General features: G+C 63.8%; 17 protein-coding genes. 6 read left to right on the top strand and 11 right to left on the bottom strand.

What is annotated here, in order from left to right:
* Positions 1-15: 15 nt before the first annotated feature.
* Both P12x_RS30245 and P12x_RS30240 read right to left on the bottom strand, forming a co-directional pair.
* Positions 16-975, bottom strand: coding sequence for a phosphoglycerate dehydrogenase (locus P12x_RS30245; protein ID WP_435011816.1), 960 nt, complete (start codon positions 973-975; stop codon positions 16-18).
* 180 nt (positions 976-1155) lie between these two features.
* Complete coding sequence (locus P12x_RS30240) at positions 1156-1824, bottom strand: cytidylyltransferase domain-containing protein (protein WP_435011815.1); 669 nt, start codon at positions 1822-1824, stop codon at positions 1156-1158.
* Positions 1825-2182: 358 nt separating this feature from the next.
* Between P12x_RS30240 and P12x_RS30235 the strand changes: the two genes are divergently transcribed.
* The gene (locus tag P12x_RS30235) at positions 2183-2785 is read left to right on the top strand and encodes a D-sedoheptulose-7-phosphate isomerase (protein WP_435011814.1); all 603 of its coding nucleotides are present in this window, start codon (positions 2183-2185) and stop codon (positions 2783-2785) included.
* Between the two features lie 94 nt (positions 2786-2879).
* On the opposite strand, the gene P12x_RS30230 is transcribed toward P12x_RS30235, so the two are convergent.
* The 9 genes from P12x_RS30230 to P12x_RS30190 form a co-directional block, all read right to left on the bottom strand.
* Entirely contained in the window at positions 2880-4163 is a 1284-nt protein-coding gene (locus tag P12x_RS30230) for a glycosyltransferase (RefSeq protein WP_435011813.1), read from the bottom strand.
* Between the two features lie 61 nt (positions 4164-4224).
* A complete protein-coding gene (locus P12x_RS30225) occupies positions 4225-4881 on the bottom strand; it encodes a class I SAM-dependent methyltransferase (RefSeq protein WP_435011812.1) in 657 nt (218 codons plus the stop codon).
* A 383-nt stretch (positions 4882-5264) separates the two neighbouring features.
* Positions 5265-6443, bottom strand: a complete 1179-nt coding sequence (locus tag P12x_RS30220; RefSeq protein WP_435011811.1) for an ABC transporter ATP-binding protein — start codon at positions 6441-6443, stop codon at positions 5265-5267.
* Positions 6444-6468: 25 nt separating this feature from the next.
* Positions 6469-7281, bottom strand: coding sequence for an ABC transporter permease (locus P12x_RS30215; protein ID WP_435011810.1), 813 nt, complete (start codon positions 7279-7281; stop codon positions 6469-6471).
* A 309-nt stretch (positions 7282-7590) separates the two neighbouring features.
* Positions 7591-8508 carry a fumarylacetoacetate hydrolase family protein gene (locus tag P12x_RS30210; protein ID WP_435011809.1) on the bottom strand — a complete coding sequence of 306 codons (918 nt, stop codon included), beginning with the start codon at positions 8506-8508 and terminating at the stop codon, positions 7591-7593.
* Positions 8505-9593, bottom strand: coding sequence for a Gfo/Idh/MocA family protein (locus P12x_RS30205; protein WP_435011808.1), 1089 nt, complete (start codon positions 9591-9593; stop codon positions 8505-8507). Before P12x_RS30205 ends, P12x_RS30210 begins: the two co-directional genes overlap by 4 nt.
* A 117-nt stretch (positions 9594-9710) precedes the next feature.
* Positions 9711-10718, bottom strand: coding sequence for a methyltransferase domain-containing protein (locus P12x_RS30200; protein ID WP_435011807.1), 1008 nt, complete (start codon positions 10716-10718; stop codon positions 9711-9713).
* A complete protein-coding gene (locus tag P12x_RS30195) occupies positions 10715-11572 on the bottom strand; it encodes an inositol monophosphatase family protein (protein WP_435011806.1) in 858 nt (285 codons plus the stop codon). The genes P12x_RS30200 and P12x_RS30195 overlap by 4 nt, the downstream gene beginning before the upstream one ends.
* A 308-nt stretch (positions 11573-11880) precedes the next feature.
* Positions 11881-12897 (bottom strand): sialidase family protein, encoded by a 1017-nt coding sequence (locus tag P12x_RS30190; protein ID WP_435011805.1) that lies wholly within the window; start codon positions 12895-12897, stop codon positions 11881-11883.
* A gap of 251 nt (positions 12898-13148) precedes the next feature.
* Here P12x_RS30190 and rfbB point away from each other — a divergent pair, with 251 nt between their 5' ends.
* The 5 genes from rfbB to P12x_RS30165 all read left to right on the top strand — a co-directional run bounded on the left by rfbB (position 13149) and on the right by P12x_RS30165 (position 17657).
* Positions 13149-14210: a dTDP-glucose 4,6-dehydratase gene (gene rfbB, locus P12x_RS30185; RefSeq protein WP_435011804.1), complete on the top strand. Its 1062-nt coding sequence runs from the start codon at positions 13149-13151 to the stop codon at positions 14208-14210.
* The gene (gene rfbA / locus P12x_RS30180; protein WP_435011803.1) at positions 14207-15106 is read left to right on the top strand and encodes a glucose-1-phosphate thymidylyltransferase RfbA; all 900 of its coding nucleotides are present in this window, start codon (positions 14207-14209) and stop codon (positions 15104-15106) included. Before rfbB ends, rfbA begins: the two co-directional genes overlap by 4 nt.
* A complete protein-coding gene (rfbC, locus tag P12x_RS30175) occupies positions 15103-15666 on the top strand; it encodes a dTDP-4-dehydrorhamnose 3,5-epimerase (protein ID WP_435011802.1) in 564 nt (187 codons plus the stop codon). Before rfbA ends, rfbC begins: the two co-directional genes overlap by 4 nt.
* 24 nt (positions 15667-15690) lie before the next feature.
* Positions 15691-16338 carry a hypothetical protein gene (locus P12x_RS30170; protein ID WP_435011801.1) on the top strand — a complete coding sequence of 216 codons (648 nt, stop codon included), beginning with the start codon at positions 15691-15693 and terminating at the stop codon, positions 16336-16338.
* Positions 16339-16445: 107 nt separating this feature from the next.
* A complete protein-coding gene (locus P12x_RS30165) occupies positions 16446-17657 on the top strand; it encodes a glycosyltransferase family 2 protein (RefSeq protein WP_435011800.1) in 1212 nt (403 codons plus the stop codon).
* Positions 17658-17983: the final 326 nt, after the last annotated feature.

Here is a 17983-nt window from a genome sequence, read left to right as displayed (position 1 = left end):
GACGATCGCGCTCGATCAGGAAGTGATGGTGGTTAGCCCCTCCAGCAGATTCGCGATCGTGTTTCGATTGACGTAGTCGTTGGCCGACTTGAGATTGTTGGCATTGTGGCTGCCGAGTACGACGTTTTCGAGCCGGGCGAGCGGATTGTCGGCCGTCACGGGCTCGGTCTCGAAGACGTCCAGCGCCGCCCCGGCGATCCGGCCAGCAAGCAGCGCCTCGACGAGGGCGGACTCGTCGACCAGTGGACCGCGGGCAACGTTGACCAGGTAAGAGGTTGGCTTCATCGTTGCCAGGGCGCCCGCGTCGATCAGATGCCGGTTCTCGGCGGTCAAGTTGCAGGCCAGGCAGAGGTAGTCGGCCGTTTCGACGACCCGATCCAGGTCAGCGAATCTGGTGCCCGGAGGAGTGGTCAGGGCCAGTTCGGCGGCACGCACATCACAGGCCAGAACGGTCATGTCGAAGGCGAGAGCCCGTCGGGCGATGGCCTGGCCGATGGCCCCAAATCCGATGATGCCCAGCACCTTGCCGCCGAGCCCCTCGCCCTCCGGCTTGGGCCACTCGCCGCGACGGACGGCCCGGTCGACCCGGCCGAGGTGGCGGGCGAGCATCAGCAGGTAGCCCAGGGCGGTCTCGCCGACGGCGTCGCCGAATGCTCCCGGCGAATTATAGACCCGGATGTCCAGGCGTCTGGCTGCTTCCAGGTCGATCGAGTCGAGCCCGACCCCCCACTTGCTGATGACCCGCAACCGGGGCAGCGACGCTTCGAGGACGCGAGCGGTCAACTGGTCGTCACCGGCGATCATCCCGTCGAATCCGCCCAGGATCGGCAGCAATTCGTCCTCGGTGAGGAACTGCCGGACCGGGTACATCTCCAGCTCGACCCCGGCGGCCCGGAGCTGATCGGCGAACTGGTGGGCGTCCCGCTGCATGATCAGATTCGTGACGAGGACGCGTCGGGGACTGGTCTTGTTCATCGGGTCGGTGCCTGCGGCAAGAGTCGAGGAAACATTGCCGTTCCATGAGTGCCTGTAAAACTATTTAGACCGATCTTCCACAAGGGTCGGGATCGTCAATCATCTCGGCGGATCGTCCGGAGACTCGTCCGATGGTCAGTGGCCGAGCGACTTCAGGCATGACTGCGGATCCGGTAGGCGCTAGGCCCCTTCGACCAGCGGCAGCATCGCCTCGGCCAGGCGCAGGTCGTCCTCGGTCTTGATGACGTGTCCCGAGACGTGGTTGACGGGATAGTAGCCCACCTTGCCGGCGTAGGTTGCGCAGCGGCTCGCGTCGACTGCCCCGAGGTACGTCGATCGCCGCCAGCCGGTGATGCTCCAGGTGATCCGCTGGACGGGGCGTAGGTCCTGCGAGTTGGTCTTCTCGTCGTAGGTAAAGTTGACCGGCTGGCCGTCCAGGGCGCACTCGATCTGCTCGGGGATGTAGCTGAGCAGGGCGTCGAAGTCCGAGTCGACCATGAACCGGACGAACGCGACGACCTCGGGGGTCGAGAGCAGCGGTGCGATGCTGTGGACCTGGAATAGCAGGTCGCAGGGGTGGGACCTCAGGAACTCATCAATGTACTGTTCGCTGGTCGCCGCGTTCGAGCCCAGATCCTCGGGACGCTGGTGGAAGGCGACGCCCTCGGCCTCGGCGATCGGGCCGAAGTCGGGATGCTCGGAATTGACCCAGATCTCGTCGAAGATGCCGGCCGCCTTGCACTTGCGGATGGCTCGCGTGATCAGCGGCACACCGGCCAGCTCTCGCAGGTTCTTCTGCTTGAGCCGTTGGCTGCCCATGCGGGCCGGGATCATGGCAATGCGGGTCATCAGGATCTCCAGGAACGCCTCGTAGATCGGGCCTATCCGTGCCGGAGGACCTCGCCTACAAACCGACTCTTGGCCAATGGGCCCGGGCTGGACGAGGACGTTACGGGTCGTCGGACGGGGCCGATGATCGAGCAGATTATATCGTCGCCGTCCTTAATTTGCACGCTCCGCGCCGATAAGTGATCGCGACGTCTACTTCTTGAAACAATAACGAGTAAGATCGCCTCACGAGCTTCTTTCGCGGCAATTGGCGCACTGAAGCCCGCGAGATATGCTTGGATCATCCGGTGGTTCTCGACGCCTTGATAGAGCAGGGCCACCTCTACCGATCACTCTGACTCCGGAGCGGAATGCCCCCATGCTCGCTGCCAAGCTCGATGCCAGAGACTACCTCGATCGCGTCTGCCAGGAGATCAATCGACTGGAGGTCTCCCAGCTCGAAATGCTCTCCGACCTGATCGAGCGGGCGTATCACGACGACCGGACCGTCTTTGTTATTGGCAACGGCGGATCGGCAGCCAACGCCTCGCATCTCTGCGAGGATCTCAACAAGGGCACCCTCCGCGACTTCGAGAACCAGAAGCGCTTGAAGGTACTCAGCCTCACCGACAACACCTCCGCCATCATGGCCTGGGCCAACGACGAAGGGTATGACCGGGTCTTCGTCGAACAGCTCAAGACCTACGGCTCCGCTGGCGACCTCGTGCTCGCCATTTCCGGCTCGGGTAATAGCCCTAATGTTCTCAGGGCGATCGAATGGGCCAACGCCAACAGCCTGACCACGGTCGGCATTACCGGCTACTCCGGCGGCACGCTCCGAGAGATCGCCCAGCACAGCCTGCATTGCCCGCTCGACGACATGGCGACCGTCGAGACCCTGCACACGGTCGTCTTCCACTGGCTGATCGGCGACCTCTACCGCCGGATCTCCGGCCCCGTCGCCGCAGGCCAGGGAGCCTGACAGTCTGACGCTGCCTGGCTCGACGGGTGCCGACCGCCGGCTTCCCGTTCGGGCCGCAGTCATGGGGAGGCCAGACACAAGGCGTTCCCCCGGCTCATACCGTCCGATGCTTGACCGGCCCTCGAAGGATGGCCTTGAGGGTAGACTTGACCTTCCTCAACAGGCCGGGCCGGGAGGCATCGAGTGCGGGCCTCAGCGAGCGTTTCCAGGACGTAACGGTCCCCTTCGAAGCCAACATCACCCCGGGAGGGCCCGGGAGGGCGACGACCTCTCGGGCGATCGCATCGATCCGGGAGGCGAACGCTCCAAGCCGGGCGACGGGCGCGATCCGTTCGCGGAGCGCGGCGCGACGTTCGGGGGGCCAGGCCAGAGCCTCGGCAACGGCCCCGGGCAAGGTGGCATGGTCGCCCGGCGTCACATAGATCAGCGCATCACCGCTGACCTCCCGCAACACAGGCAGGTCATATGCAACACAGGGGACACCGCAATACTGCGCCTCAACCGGCGGATAGCCAAACCCTTCGAAGTAGGACAGAAAGAGCATGGCCCGCGACTGACTGATCCGGCGGAACTTCTCGGCGTCGTCCAGACCATGGACCAGCTCGATGTGTGCCCCCACCGACTCGGCCCTTTGCGTCAATTCTGCCATGATCGTCTCGTCGACGACGGGTCGGCCGACCACGATCAGTAAGGTCATCCCCCTCATTGCCGGACCGATTGCGTGGACCAGCTCGCCCGCCCCCTTGTGCCTATCCCCGGCGACGAATCGCGTCAGGCAGACGATCTGATCGAGCTTCGGGACTTCCCCGATCCGATCGGCCGCGACCGAGTTGATCGCCGGATGGCAGTGCCGAAAGAGGGCGGTAGGGGGTACGTTCACGTAGAAGTCGCGGGCGTAATCGGAGCCGATGGCGGCGAGAGAGAGGACGAGGTCGGCCGATCGTCCGGACTCCACCGCCAACTCCCACAAGGCGGGGTCTCGCGGCTCGGGGGAATGGGCGTTGTACCAGTTCGGCGACTCGAAGTTCACCAGGGCAATCCTCGCCACGTCCCGTCTCGCCAGCAGCAGGGCCGCGTGGGTCAGGATGCGGGACTTGCTCTGGTCCGGGACGATCACGACGAGGTCGAAAGGTCCCCGGGGCGGCTGGGAGAAATCCTGCGAGAGTTCCACTCGAATCGTCCCGCATCGAGACTGATCGACGAAATCATCCGCGAAGACCGGCCGCGCATTGGTCCAGAAGGTGACGTCATGTCCGGCTGCTGCCAGCGCCTCTCCCAGGACCCACGTATAATAGCGACCGCCGGAATAGCCATCCTTGGGCATGTGGCCGCAGATTGCAATGTGAAAAACCCGGGGCGTGCTCACGGATGAGCTCATATCAGTCGTCCTAGCGGCGCCCCGATGGAATGGGTCAGCGGCATGCCGCAACGGCCCACGTTCAGCGACCGCCCCTGCGGGATACCGTTGCCATGGTCATCTGGATATTGTCGATGCTGTCTTCAATCATTGGGAAGAATCGGACCTCGAACCGGTCGTCTTGGAGTAGCTCGTCGACCATGGGCTTCGCGCCACGACTCGTATCGTTCAGGTAATAATCATCGAAGACGGCCAGTCCCTCGGGCGCGAGCAGCTTCTCCGAGTAGGTCCAGTCGTTGCGAATAGTCTCGAGACTGTGACCACCGTCAATGTAGATGAAATCAAATTCGGGGCCATTGGATTTCACGAACTCAGGCAACGACTGGTCTGTCAATCCGACTACCAGCTCGACCGTCGGGCGATCGCCGTGCCGGGCTTCCATGAGCCGGTTCCTAACCTCTTCGAACCGGGTCGCCCTGCAAAGGCCCATCTTCTCCTGTTTGGCTAGATCCTCCGTGAGGTCGTCGAAGAGGTCGAACCCGACATAGCGTTCGAGACTGCCGCCCTTTTCGAGGAACTGAACGGAACGGTCGCCTCTCCACACGCCGATCTCAATCAACCGACGCGGCGCCCGCTCGGAGAACAAGTCAATGAGATGGGTGTATCTGTGTTTCACCTGCGGGGCCACCGGAGCGGGTGAACCGGCCTCGCGGACGGTTCGCCGGATCTCGTAGCCCATCTGAGAGAACATGGATCGAACGAGTGTTTTCATCATTGATCGAAGAAGTTTCGAGGTGTGAAGGGGGAGATTGACAGAATGATTAATCCACACGAGACTCGTAATAATCTGCTTGGGATTGCACTGGATAGTCCTGTATCGCCATTCAGGGGCCGTAAGTAATTTAGAATCACTTATTAACCCTCGGCGAAAAGCATTCGCTCCAGATGCCGATCCGGTCTCGATTCATCGTCCGAGCCTTTCCGACCCACAGGCGATTCCTGTCATGGTCGTCTCGGAGCTTGTTTGCGCGAATCAGTTCCCACCCGTCCATTCCCCCTTTACGGGTAAAATCCGCACATCGCTTCAGACGACAGACCATCGGTTCGTTCGCTCCGGTCGCTTCACGCTCCGAGCTCGACGATGGCCGTCGAGGCGAAGTTTGAATGGACTTCTAGCACGCACGACTCGATTGCGTTGAAGAGGATGCGCTTCTGGTCCTCGTAATAGGCTCCGCAGTTCAGAACGTATTTTCCGCTCGTCAGGGGGATGGGTCCCAGTGGGACCGTCATCCGATGCGAACCAGCCTCGATGTGGTAGGAGTCACCGCGGGCGTTGGATCGATACTGGGCCACGAGATTCTCCCGGCTGTCGTGCATGACCGTGTCCACGAGGCCGACCTCGATCTCCCGCTTGCTCGTGTAATCGAGGAGGATGCTGACGGGCTGCCCGGTCCGAATCACGTCCTGGGAAAGAGCGATCCGATCGAGCGTCAGATCTGGGTCGAAGACGAGGAACCGTTGTTCGGACTGAGACTCCTGGGTGTTGAGCTCTTCATAACGCTTGACGCCATCGACGACGTCGCCCAGGTGGGCAATCGTCCCACGGTTCATAAGGAGGACTCGGTCGCAGAGGCGTTGGATCGAGTTCATGTCGTGGCTGACGATGATGACGGCCGCCCGCGCCACCACCTCGCCGATGCGATTGTAGCACTTCGTCCGGAACGACTTATCGCCGACGGCCAGGACCTCGTCGATCAGCAGGACGTCCGGCTCCATGGTCGTGGCGATGGAGAAGCCCAGGCGGACCTTCATGCCGGAACTATAGGTCTGTACGGGGGCGTCGATCGCATCCCGGACCTCGGCGAAATCGATGATCTCTTCCAGCTTGGCGTCGATCTCCCGCTTCGAGAGCCCGAGCACCGAACCATTGATATAAACGTTTTCCCGGCCGGTCAGGATCGGGTTGAAGCCGGCGCCCAGGGCGATCAGGGCTCCGATCCGGCCCCGCATCGTGATCTGGCCGCTGTCGGGCCGGACCAGGCCGTTGAGCAATCGGAGCAGCGAGGTCTTGCCCGCCCCGTTGCGGCCGATCAGCCCGACGCACTCGCCCCGTCGGACCTGGAACGAGACGTCATTCAGGGCCCAGAACTCGTCCCGGCGCAGGGTGCTTCTGTCCTGGAGCTGGCCGGACAGCTCGCCGGTGATGTCCTTCAGGCCGTACCAGAGCGCCCGCTTGAGGTCGCGGCAGAAGGCCTTCGAGACGTGGTCGACCTCGATCAGGGGTGCATTCGCTGTCTTCATCGGACGTTCTCCCGGGTCTCTCGGATTACGAGCCCATCCGTTCGATCAGGAAAGGCATCGATGCCCGAAGGATCAGGAGGCCGACCAGCGTCAGGATCAGCCCGATTGCTGAGTAGGTCAGGAAGCTGGGGAGTAACCGGGTCGATCCGATCAAGAGCCAGTCCCGGGCGACGTTGAGAATCGGTGCGATCGGGTTGAGCCAGACGAGCAAACGGGCGTTGCCGGTCGTCGGCGGCTGGTAGAGCACCGGCGTCAGGTACATCATGAACGGCGCGAAGGTCGAGATGGCCCGTTGCACATCAGTGTAGAGGAGCCCGATTGGCGTGAGAACCAGGCCCAGGCCCAGACCGAGCGCCAGGAGCATCGCCGAGCCAACGAAGAAGAGTGGGGCGGTCGGCGGCATCGGGACTCGCATCGCCATCAGCACGATGGCCAGCAGGCCAATCTGCATCGCGAAGTTGAAGAGGACCTGGCCGAGGCCCGCGATCAGCAGCGACTCTCTCGGGAAATTCAACTTGGTCAGCATCTCGCGCCCGGCTCCGATCGCCTGGATGGGGGCGTTCAGGGCGTTGAGGAACAACTGCCAGAGGATCGTGCCGGCCAACACGTAGACGACGTAGGGAACCCTCTCCGGGGCCTCGAAGTTCACCACGCGGAAGGATTGCAGGACGACCCAAATCAGGGTCGTCATCAGGGGGGGCAGGACGGCCCAGACGTAGCCCAGGAGGGTCTGCCGATATTGGCCCTGCTGGTTGCGGAGGAACAGTCGCCAACCCAGCTCCTGACCCTTCCCGAGATCGTAGACCAGTTCGCGGATCTGGTGGAGGGGATGGCGCATCTTGGCCTGCGCCGAATAGACGACGACTGCTAAGTGCGCATCCGATGCATCCGGTCCCCCGGAATTCGTCCGAGGCTCCTGGTGCAAATCGGCTGCGGCCGGTTGTTCCGCGATGGGGTCGATGTCGATCATGCGGCCTTGGGATGAGCGGGTTGGTGGAAGGAAGGATCGTCCGGGTAAAGAATGGAGGCGGTCAGGGCAGTCGGAGTGAGTCTGAAAGGGGAATCTGGTCAAGGAAGGCCAGTCGAATGCAGACAAGAAGTTTACTATAGAGAAGCCCGGGCCTTCAAGGAGTGTTGCGAAAGGGCGTCATCCACGCCCGGGCAAGTGCGAAGGTCGCCGAGGCCGGTCGACGGGGTTGTGCAGGACCCCCAAGTTAGGGTGGGCGATCAGAACCTCGTCGCCGGGCTCCAGGGCGAATCCCTCGGGGACGGCCGCGCCCCCGCCGGTCATCAGGACGACCCCGGCCGGGAAGTCGGCCGCCTCGAAGAGCCATCCAGAGAGTTCGTCGAGCCGGCGGACCAGCCGACTCGGGTCGATCCGCTGTTCCAGGACTCGTCGGCCACCTCGTGTCACCTCGCAGGAGAGCGTCCGGTTCGGGATGTCGGGAACGGCGTCGGCCAGGATCCACCAGGGTCCCAGGGCGGCGGACCCGGCGAAGACCTTGGCCTGGGGCTGATAGAGCGGGTTTCGCCGCTCCAGATCGAGTGCCGTCACGTCGTTGCCCAGAGTGAAGCCGAGCACCACCCCGGTCGGGCCGAGCAGGACGGTCAGTTCGGCCTCGGGGATCGTCTGCGCGGAGCCGGGCCGGCAGCAGATCGGCGCCCCCGGGCCGGAAACGACCGAGGCGACTCCCTTGAAGAAGAGCATCGGCCGGTCGGCCTCGTAGGTATCGGCATACAGGGGCCGGTCGGCCCTCATTCGACCCAGGGCCTCATCGTTCTGCAGGTAAGTGCAGCCGGCCCCCCAACATTCCTGGCGATCGACCGGCGCCAGTAAATGGGGTCGATCAGGGTCGGGGGCCGGGGCCAGTTCCTCCATCGGGATCGGTGCGGCTGACTCGGCGGCGGCCCGATCGATCCCGGCGCGCAGGGCCCCGGCGTCCTCGGCGGCGGAAAGCAGGTCGGCCAGCGATCGGCCCGGCAGGGGCCGGACGGTCGACTCTTCAATCACGGCCGCGAGCGGCCCGACGCCAGGCAGGTGGAGCCGACCGAGACCCCGAATCATTGACGCCTCCCATCATCGTAGACCGCCTCGATCAGCTCCATCGCCCGCAGGGCGTCGGAGGAGTTGCCCGAGAGGATGGGCCGGTTGACCCGGATCGCCTCGGCGAAGTCCGCAACCTCCAGAGCCCAGGAGTCGTCAGTGTCGAAGATGATCGTCTCCTCCCGGGGGCGGCCGAAGGCCCGGGTGGTGTCCTCGAACTGTTTGCGGGCGTAGGTCAGCTTCTCATCGCCGTAGCTCCGGGTGCTAGAGAGGATGCCCTCGAGCTTGACGAAGCCGTCCTCCATGCAGACCTCCAGGGAGAACAGGTGCTTCCACTGGGTCGCCGTCGAGTGAATCATGGCGACCTGGCCGCCGTCGTTACTGAGGATTGCGAAGGCGTTGTCCTCGAATGGGATCTGCCAGTAGGCCCTGTTGACAAGGCTCTTGACCTGGTCGAAGTCGCCGCAGAAGTAGCGGCAGAGGTCGATCATGTGGATCCCCTGATCCAGCAGGATCCCGCCGCCGGCGATATCGTGGTTGTTACGCCACTCGTTCTCGAACTGGATGCTACCGCACTTGCCGTAGACGCCGCGCAGCCAGAGGATACGGCCGTACCGACCGCTGTCGATGATCTGCTTGGCCTCAATGACCGAGTAATGATAACGATGATTGAATCCGAACTTCAGCTTCAATCCAGGGTTCGCCTGCTCGGCCTCGATGATCCGGCGGACGTCCTCGACCGATCGCCCCGGTGGCTTCTCGCAAAAGGTGTGCTTGCCCCGGTTGAGGGCCTCGACGACGATCTCCGGGGCCGTGTTGTTGTAGGCGCAGACGAAGACCGCATCGAGGTCCTGATTGATCAACTCGCGGTATTCGGTGGAGAAATGAACCCCGGGCCAGTTCGCAGACCGTCCCGGATCGACGTCACAGATGGCACGCAATTCCATGTCGGGGTGCCGCTTGACGCATTCGGCCCTGCGGGCGCCGACGCGACCGAGCCCGATGACTCCGACGCGGATCGGCCCGCCTCGAACTCCCGTCGGGGCGGATTGCTCGGCTGTGTTCTCGCCGGGGACAACGCGAATCTCTTGGACCTGGAGGTTCATCGCGATACGATCCTGGGTCGTGGTCCGGGTCATCTCGTTGGTGTGTCTTGGTTTGGGCCGTTCGAGTCCGATCGATCCGCCGAGGAGAGATGTCGGCGGACCGGAGGTCGCCCTCGGCTAGTTGGACTTGAGCTTCCGGGCGATGACCCGCAGGTGGGAGCTGAGCCGCTGTTCCTGGATGAAGGCCTGGAAGCGCTCGAGACTGGAGGCGTCGCGATGCGACAGGATGTAATTGAGGAACCGGGGGAGCGGCACCCCTCGCTGGTCGTGGATCCGACGGATGATCTGGACATCGAGCTGGCCGGGGGTGCTGACCTCCAGGGCCTCGAAGCCGGTGCGATCGAGGAGCGTCTGCACCCCCTCAACCGAGATGAGGTTGATGTGCTCGGCCGGGAAGACGTCGGCGTGCTCCCAGAGCACCTGGACGTCGAACCCGCTGCCGGCCCGGGCCGTGGCGACCAGGACGCCGTCCGGGGCGAGGACCCGGTGAGCCTCGGCCAAGAAGGCGGCGACGTCGCAGTCGTGCTCCAGGATGTCGAAGGCCGCGACGAGTCGGGCCGAACCGGGCCCCAACTCCGCCAGGCTGTCGAAGGTCTTCTGATCGGTTCCGCCCAGGTCGTCGAAAGGGGGCAACCGGTCAACGACCGCGATCGGCGAAATGCCCCGCCGGGCGATCCGGTCGATCGCCACCGGGGTCCTCGGGCCGAACAGGACGACCCAGCCCGGACACCGGACCCGCCCCGCCAGGTCCTCCATCAGGTCGGCATAGCCCAGCGCGACGTCCTGCAATCGCCCCCGGATGCTGTCGACATACTTTGGATCGGACCGGAAGAGGGCCGCGGGCGAATCGTGCAAGTACCAGCGCATCTGCTCGGCCGAAGGCCGGGGCGACGCCCACAGCGAGCGGCAGTCGTGGCACTCGACGTATTCGTACCCATGGCGGGAGAATGCCATCGCCAGCGAAGACGAGCCGCAGGCCGGGCAGGAGGATAGCCTGGCCATCTCGCCTTGGCCCGCGAGGAGATCCCGGGCCGCCGCCACGCAACGATCGACCAGCGAATCGAACGTTCCGGGGGGACGTGCCTCGGATTCTTGGAGTGATTCGCTAACGATTACGTGCTTCACTGTCCCTCTCCGTCGGCGGGAGCTATGGCCCCGGACCCACCAAGGATACTCACTAACTCCTTGACCGTGACATCGTCGCCAGCGATGCTCCCGACCCGGGCGCCGGCCCACAGGGAGCTGTCCGGCGCGATCGGGAAGACCGGGTTGCCGGACAGGCCCACATATCGGCGGCCCGATTCGGCCACGATCAGGGCCCCTGCGGCGTCGTCCCAGAGTTTCGCCTCGACGCTGGCCGCCGCGCGGAGCCGACCTGCCGCCACGTAACACAGGTGCAGCGCCTGGCTGCCGAGTATGCGGATCTTGCCGAACCGTCGGACGACCTCGGCCAGGATACCACCGTGCCCGCCCAGGGCCGATTCGATGAAGCCTGTGCTCAGGCCGACCGGGAGCACGTCGGATCGCGTAGCGGACGGGCCGATTGGAATGCCATTCAGCGTCGCCCCACCCCCTTGAATGGCCCGAAATCGCTCGTTATGGACAGGATCATAAACCCACCCGATCACCGGAACTCCCTGACGGAACAACGCCAGCGACACCGCGAAAAAAGGGTGCCCCGCCGCGTAGTTGACGGTCCCGTCTAGCGGGTCAAGAACCCAGCAATACTCAGAATCCACCCCGGGCATCTTCCTCCCCGACTCCTCTCCGATCATTTCGTGGGAGGGGAAGGACCGGGACAGCCTCTCGGCGACCATGGCCTCGACCGCATGATCAGCCTCCGTGACGAGGTCGAATGGCCCCTTTGAGGAGGACGCTGCTCGACCCAGGTAGCTCGTCAAGAGGCCCGCGGCATCTTCCATCAACGCGTTGCCGACGTCGAGAAATTGAGCGTCACCGTTTCCCTTGGATTCATGCATTCAGTGACAAGCCTTTAGACTGATGGATCCAGGGAACGCCACGCCAGGAATCGACCGTGCTACGCAGACGACAAGTAAAATTATAGTCCACCAAACCGGAATAGACTAGATACCTGAGGTTTACCAGTGCCGCTCCGGTTTGGTAGCCTTGAGAGATTCTGACTAGAGTTTCGAGAAGTGACAGAAATTTATGCGGTACGCCCTCTAGGGCCTGGGAAACCGCCTTGCGGATCGAGGTCTGACTATCGGTCTCATCACATTTATGGACACATGAAGGAGCACGATCGGCGACGAATGATCCGACTGGCTCACGGGCGGATCGCGACGTGCTTGATCCTCTCACGCTTCCAAGTGTAGGTGATGTGGACGGTTTTGTCCTCCGCCTGAATGACGGCGGGGTAGGAGTACTCGCCGGGCTGGTCCTCCAGGGTCAGCACGTCCTTCCAGGACCTGCCGTCGGGGGAGATGGCGACATTCAGCGGGGTCCGCTTGTCCGTGGTCGGGTTGTAAACCAGGAGGTGTCGGCCGTCCTGGAGGGTCACGGCGTCGATCCCTGAGTCGGGGTTGGGGATGTCCATCAGGGTCAGCGGGGACCAGGTCTTGCCCAGATCATTCGACCAGGAGTCGGCGATCTTATCCTGCATCGTCCGGGCGACGATCTGGAGCCGGCCACCGGGGTGGGTCAGGATGCTCGGCTGGATCGCGGCGAGCTTGTGGCCGTCGTTGAGCGGGCCGGACTTCTGCCAGGTCTGGCCGAGGTCGGGCGTCCTCTCCATGAAGACCCGCCAGCCGAGCTTGTCGTCCTCGTCGCTGGAGGGGCAGAGGAGCGTCCCGTCGGTCAGGAGCACGGGCTTGTTCTTGATCGGCCCGAGGATCCCGCCGGGGAGCCTCCGAGGGCTTGACCAGGTCTCGCCATCGTCGACGGAGGTCTGGACGACCCCCCACCAGGTGCTCGGGCTGGGGCCGACCTTGGAGTAGAGGAAGATCGGTCCATCCTCGGGCCGGAACAGGACGGGGTTCCAGCAGGGGAAGCGTCGACCATCGGCCTGGATCCCGTTGAGGGCCTCGCGCGGGGCCGACCATCGGCCATCCTTCAGCCTTGCCAGGTAGATGGCGACGTCGGGATTCTTCTCGTGGGTCCCGCCGAACCAGGCGGCGAGGAAGCCGGACTTCGCCTCGACGATGGTCGAGGCGTGGCAGGAGGGGGTGGGGGGAGGCTCCTCATAGATGAAGCCGGACTCGATCACCGAGGGGGCCTCGGGGGTCGTCGGGGGGCTGGTCCAGGTGGTCCAGGCGGCGGCCAGGAGGATCGGTGTCGCGAGCATAGGTTTGGGCCCTCGGGATGGTTCTCGGCGCCCGGTCATCTTCGCCGCCGCATCGGGCTCCGGGAAGGGTGAGGCGTCCCCGGATCGCGATTCCATGTCTTTATTCGGCGACAAGCCCGGGTCCGAGGAGTGACGGGAACTGGCCGAGACGCTAAACTGGGCGTCCACGCGCGGACGTCCGCGTCGAGACGCCGGAGGCGTCGGGTTCGATCGCAGGGTGGCTAGTGTCGAGCAACCGGGGCTTTTCCCGAATGAAGATCTTGCTCACCGGCGGGGCCGGTTTCATCGGGTCGGCCGTCGTCCGACAGCTGATCCGCGAGACCGATCACGAGGTCGTCAACGTCGATAAGCTGACCTATGCCGGCAATCTCGAATCGCTGGCCGAGACCGTCGCCGACCCTCGACACCACTTCGAGCGGGTGGATATCTGCGACCTCGACGAGGTCAACCGGGTCTTCGCCGAGCATCGTCCCGATGCCGTGATGCACCTGGCGGCCGAGTCGCACGTCGACCGCTCGATCGACGGCCCCGGCGAGTTCATCAAGACCAACGTCAACGGGACGTTCTCGCTCCTCCAGGCGGCCCGGGCCTACTGGGATGCTCTGGAAGGGGGGGCCCGCGACCGGTTCCGCTTCCATCACGTCTCGACCGACGAGGTCTATGGGTCGCTCGGACCTGAGGGGTACTTCACCGAGGAGACGCCCTACGACCCGAGATCCCCGTACTCGTCGAGCAAGGCGGCCTCCGACCACCTGGTCCGCGCCTGGCATCACACGTATGGCCTCCCGACGCTGGTCACCAACTGCTCGAATAACTACGGCCCCTACCATTTCCCCGAGAAACTGATCCCGCTGGTCATCCTCAACGCCAAGGCGGGCAAGCCCTTGCCGGTCTACGGCAAGGGGGACAATATCCGAGACTGGCTCTTCGTCGACGACCACGCCCGGGCCCTTCGACTGGTCCTGGAGAAGGGGGTCCCCGGCGAGACCTACAACATCGGCGGCCACAACGAGCGGACCAACATCGAGGTCGTTCGCGCGATCTGCGGGCTCCTGGACGAGATGAGGCCCGACTCGCCGCATGTCCCGCACGCCGGCCTGATCACGTTCGTCGCCGATCGGCCGGGCCACGATCAGAGGTATGCCATCGACGCCGGCAAGATCGAGCGAGAGCTGGGCTGGCGCCCCTCGGAGACGTTCGAGACCGGCCTGAGGCGCACCGTGGCCTGGTATCTCGACAACGAGGAATGGTGCCGGAACGTCCAGTCCGGCGGCTATCTCCAGGAACGGCTCGGACTAGGGGCACGCTCATGACGAAACCCGCGACGACCACCACCAAGGGGATCATCCTGGCCGGTGGCTCGGGGACCCGGCTCTACCCGCTGACCCGAGTGGTCAGCAAGCAGCTCCTGCCGGTCTACGACAAGCCGATGATCTACTACCCGCTCAGCGTCCTGATGCTCTCGGGTATCCGCGAAGTCCTGGTGATCTCGACCCCTTCGGACCTCCCGCGATTCCGCGAACTCCTGGGCGACGGCCATCAGTGGGGGATCGAGCTCTCGTACGCCGAGCAGGCCGTGCCCAACGGCCTGGCCCAGGCGTTCGTGATCGGTCGCGATTTCGTCGGCAAGGACCCGGTGGCCCTGGTCCTGGGCGACAACATCTTCCACGGCGACGGCCTGAGCGAGCAGCTCCAGCGGGTCGCCTCAAAGGCCGACGGGGCGACCATCTTCGGCTATCACGTCAAGGATCCCGAGCGTTACGGAGTGGCCGAGTTCGACGAGACCGGCCGGGTCATCGGCCTCCAGGAGAAGCCCGCGAATCCCCGGTCGTCGTACGCGGTGGTCGGGCTCTACTTCTACGATAACGACGTGCTGGACATCGCCCGCGACCTCAAGCCCTCGAAGCGCGGCGAGTACGAGATCACCGACGTCAACATCGCCTATCTCGAGAAGAAAAAGCTCCACCTGGAGGTCTTCAGCCGAGGGATGGCCTGGCTCGACACCGGGACGCACGAGGCACTCCATCAGGCGGCCAACTTCATCCAGGTGATCGAGCATCGGCAGGGCTTGAAGGTCTCGTGCCTGGAAGAGATCGCTTACCGGATGGGGTTCATCGACTCGGACCAGGTCCGGGCCCTCGCCGGCCAGCTTCGGAACGAGTACGGCCAGTACCTCTTGAGCATCCTCGAAGAGCGAATCCTCCCATGAAAGTGATCGAGACCCGGCTGCCGGGCGTGGTCGTGATCGAGCCTCGGATCTTCCGCGATGACCGGGGCTACTTCCTGGAGACCTGGAGCGCCGCCAACTACGGAGCCCGGGGCCTGCCCACGGTGTTCGCTCAGGATAACCTCTCGTGCTCGGCGGTGGGGGTCCTCCGGGGGCTCCACTACCAGTATCCGACCGCCCAGGGGAAGCTGGTCAGCGTGGCCCGCGGCAAGGTCTTCGACGTGGCGGTCGACATCCGCGTCGGCTCGCCGACCTTCGGCAAGTGGGAAGGGGTGACTCTCTCGGCCGAGACCGGTCGGCAACTCTACATCCCGCCCGGGTTCGCCCACGGATTCCTCGTGATCGGCGAGGAGCCCGCGCTTTTCACCTACAAATGCACCGAGGGCTACGACCCGACCGGTCAGTGCTCGATCCTCTGGGACGACCCCGAGATCGCGATCGACTGGCCAGGCTCGGCGCCCTTGCTCTCGCCCAAGGATGCCGAGGCTCCGAGGCTCCGCGACATTCCGGAGTCGCGACTCCCCCGCTATCATCCCGATTGAGGATCCTCGACGGGAGTCGATCTGATGGATGGGACGTTGCTGCTGGCGGAGGTGATCGACGGACGCTGGCGACCGGCCATCGGCGACCCGACGGTCGTGGGCTGGGTCACGGTGGTGGCCTACCTCCTCGCGGCCGCCGCGTGCGCCCGGGCCGCCTGGCGAGAGCCGATGCCCGGGGGCCGTCGGAGGTCGAGGCCTTCGGGCTTCTGGCTGACGCTCTCGGTGGCGATGCTCCTGCTCGGGATCAACAAGCAGATCGACCTCCAGACTCTCTTCACGCTCCTGGGACGCCGAATCCTGAAGGCGAATGGGCTCCATCAGGATCGTCGGACATATCAGGCCCTATTCCTCGGTTGTGTCGCGGCTTCGAGTCTACTCCTGCTGATCGTCTCGCTCTGGCTCGCCCGCCGATCGTTCCGGCATCGATGGCTCGCCCTGGTCGGGATGGCCTTCCTGATGGGATTCGTGGTGATCCGCGCCGCTTCATTCCACCACGTCGACACGCTCCTGGCCTCGCAACTGGGTGGCCTGAAATGGAACTGGATCCTGGAGCTGGGCGGGATCGTCGTGGTCGCCGCCGGTGCGATCCGGGTTCGTCCGGCAGGGCTCCCATCCTCGGACTCCCAATCGGCCGAGAAAAAGCTCCTGAATTACCTCTATCGGACCCGTTGACGGGCCGACCGTCTTCATCGACCGATCTTCGGCGACCCGATCGGGCCGATCGATGATAGGTGCGATCCCTTTCCCCACCCATTCCCACCTGGACGATTTCGCCCATCATGATCCTTCTCGAAATCGCATCCTGCCTGCTCACCGCGCTCCTGGCCCCCTTCTTCGTCTTCCTCGGCCTCCTGGTGTTGGCGGCACTACTGGGTCGGGCTCCCTCGCTTTCCTCAACCGATCGCCGATGGCGGTTCCTGATCGTCATCCCAGCGCATGATGAGGAAGGGGTGATTGCCTCGACGGTCCAGAGTTGCCGGGCTTTGAGCTACCCCGCCGAGCTCTTCACGACCTGGGTGATCGCCGACAACTGCACCGACGGCACGGCCGGAGCCGCTCGCCAGGCCGGGGCCTCCGTCGTCGAGCGGCAGGCTCCCGATCTGCGGAGCAAGGGTCACGCGCTCGAATATTTCTTCTCGGAGATCCCCGAAGGACGCCCCGAATCGGGATATGACGCGGTCGTCCTGATCGACGCAGATACCGTAGTCGACCCGGGACTCCTGGACACCTTCGGCAAGGCCCTGAACCAGGGCCAGGATTGGGTCCAGGGCTATTACACGGTCCGGAACCCCGATGCCTCGTGGCGCACCCGGCTGATGACCTACGCATTCAGTCTGGCCAACGGCGTCTGGATGCTGGGCCTGGATCGACTGGGCCTGAGCGTCGGCTTGAAAGGGAACGGGATGTGCTTCTCAAGCCGCGGGCTCCGCCGTTTTCCCTGGCGGGCCTACGGCTTGGTTGAGGACATGGAATTCGCTTTGATGCTCCGGACCCGAGGTGAACGTGTTCATTTCCTGCCCGAGGCCCGGGTCTTCGGTGAGATGGTCAGCCGGGGTGGACCGGGTGCGGCCTCGCAGCGTCGACGATGGGAGGCCGGTCGCCGGGCCCTTCGGGGTAAGTTCGCGGGACCGCTGGCCCGATCGGAGTCGATTGGGGTTTATCGCAAGACCATGTACCTGCTCGACCTCTTCTTCCCACCCTTGGTCAGCCTAGCCCTGGGGCTCGCCATGGCCTTCTCGCTGGCGCTCGCACATCTCGTCGGGAATGGCTCCGGGCGGCTGGTCGAGGGGCTCCTGGTGGCTCAGGTTGCGATGGCGATCCTGCTCTCGGCCTATGCCATAAGCCCGACGGTTGTCATGGGCCTTCCTCTGCGCTATCTCGGGAGTCTGGTCGCTCTGCCCTATTACGCCGCCTGGAAGATAGCGGTCGCTGCCGGTCGAGGTCCCCGAAGCTGGGTCCGAACCCCTCGAGAATCGTCAACCTCCCGCTAACTTTGGATTATTGGGTGACAAATGATGGATGCATTTCATCTTGGGCGACGCCAATAGAAAAGGCAAAAGTGCTCGGAAGATCGGCAATAAATGAGGCATTTTTGGTTCAAAGAGCGACTCGTGGACAGGTCCTGAAGTTGAACGGCATCGATCCTGCGTGGTCAATAAAGCGAAAATTGCGAGAAGAAATTGTGTTTTGGGGGGATTTGGTGAACATCGAAGAGAAATTATCCTTTCTTCAGGTGTAGGAAAAAAGCAACACCTTGCGGCAATTGGTGCTCAAAGATCATACACTCTGCCCGATAATGAATTGACCTGGAAAGTTG

This window comes from Tundrisphaera lichenicola (assembly GCF_051175385.1).
GTDB lineage: Bacteria > Planctomycetota > Planctomycetia > Isosphaerales > Isosphaeraceae > Tundrisphaera > Tundrisphaera lichenicola.
This window is presented reverse-complemented; position numbering and strand designations above follow the sequence as displayed.

Bases quoted from the DNA above. Each gene is read 5' to 3' on its own strand.
- P12x_RS30245 (WP_435011816.1), bottom strand. From the start codon at position 975: ATGAACAAGACCAGTCCCCGACGCGTCCTCGTCACGAATCTGATCATG.
- P12x_RS30240 (WP_435011815.1), bottom strand. From the start codon at position 1,824: ATGACCCGCATTGCCATGATCCCGGCCCGCATGGGCAGCCAACGGCTC.
- P12x_RS30235 (WP_435011814.1), top strand. From the start codon at position 2,183: ATGCTCGCTGCCAAGCTCGATGCCAGAGACTACCTCGATCGCGTCTGC.
- P12x_RS30230 (WP_435011813.1), bottom strand. From the start codon at position 4,163: ATGAGCTCATCCGTGAGCACGCCCCGGGTTTTTCACATTGCAATCTGC.
- P12x_RS30225 (WP_435011812.1), bottom strand. From the start codon at position 4,881: ATGGGCTACGAGATCCGGCGAACCGTCCGCGAGGCCGGTTCACCCGCT.
- P12x_RS30220 (WP_435011811.1), bottom strand. From the start codon at position 6,443: ATGAAGACAGCGAATGCACCCCTGATCGAGGTCGACCACGTCTCGAAG.
- P12x_RS30215 (WP_435011810.1), bottom strand. From the start codon at position 7,281: ATGCGCCATCCCCTCCACCAGATCCGCGAACTGGTCTACGATCTCGGG.
- P12x_RS30210 (WP_435011809.1), bottom strand. From the start codon at position 8,508: ATGATTCGGGGTCTCGGTCGGCTCCACCTGCCTGGCGTCGGGCCGCTC.
- P12x_RS30205 (WP_435011808.1), bottom strand. From the start codon at position 9,593: ATGAACCTCCAGGTCCAAGAGATTCGCGTTGTCCCCGGCGAGAACACA.
- P12x_RS30195 (WP_435011806.1), bottom strand. From the start codon at position 11,572: ATGCATGAATCCAAGGGAAACGGTGACGCTCAATTTCTCGACGTCGGC.
- P12x_RS30190 (WP_435011805.1), bottom strand. From the start codon at position 12,897: ATGCTCGCGACACCGATCCTCCTGGCCGCCGCCTGGACCACCTGGACC.
- rfbB (WP_435011804.1), top strand. From the start codon at position 13,149: ATGAAGATCTTGCTCACCGGCGGGGCCGGTTTCATCGGGTCGGCCGTC.
- rfbA (WP_435011803.1), top strand. From the start codon at position 14,207: ATGACGAAACCCGCGACGACCACCACCAAGGGGATCATCCTGGCCGGT.
- rfbC (WP_435011802.1), top strand. From the start codon at position 15,103: ATGAAAGTGATCGAGACCCGGCTGCCGGGCGTGGTCGTGATCGAGCCT.
- P12x_RS30170 (WP_435011801.1), top strand. From the start codon at position 15,691: ATGGATGGGACGTTGCTGCTGGCGGAGGTGATCGACGGACGCTGGCGA.
- P12x_RS30165 (WP_435011800.1), top strand. From the start codon at position 16,446: ATGATCCTTCTCGAAATCGCATCCTGCCTGCTCACCGCGCTCCTGGCC.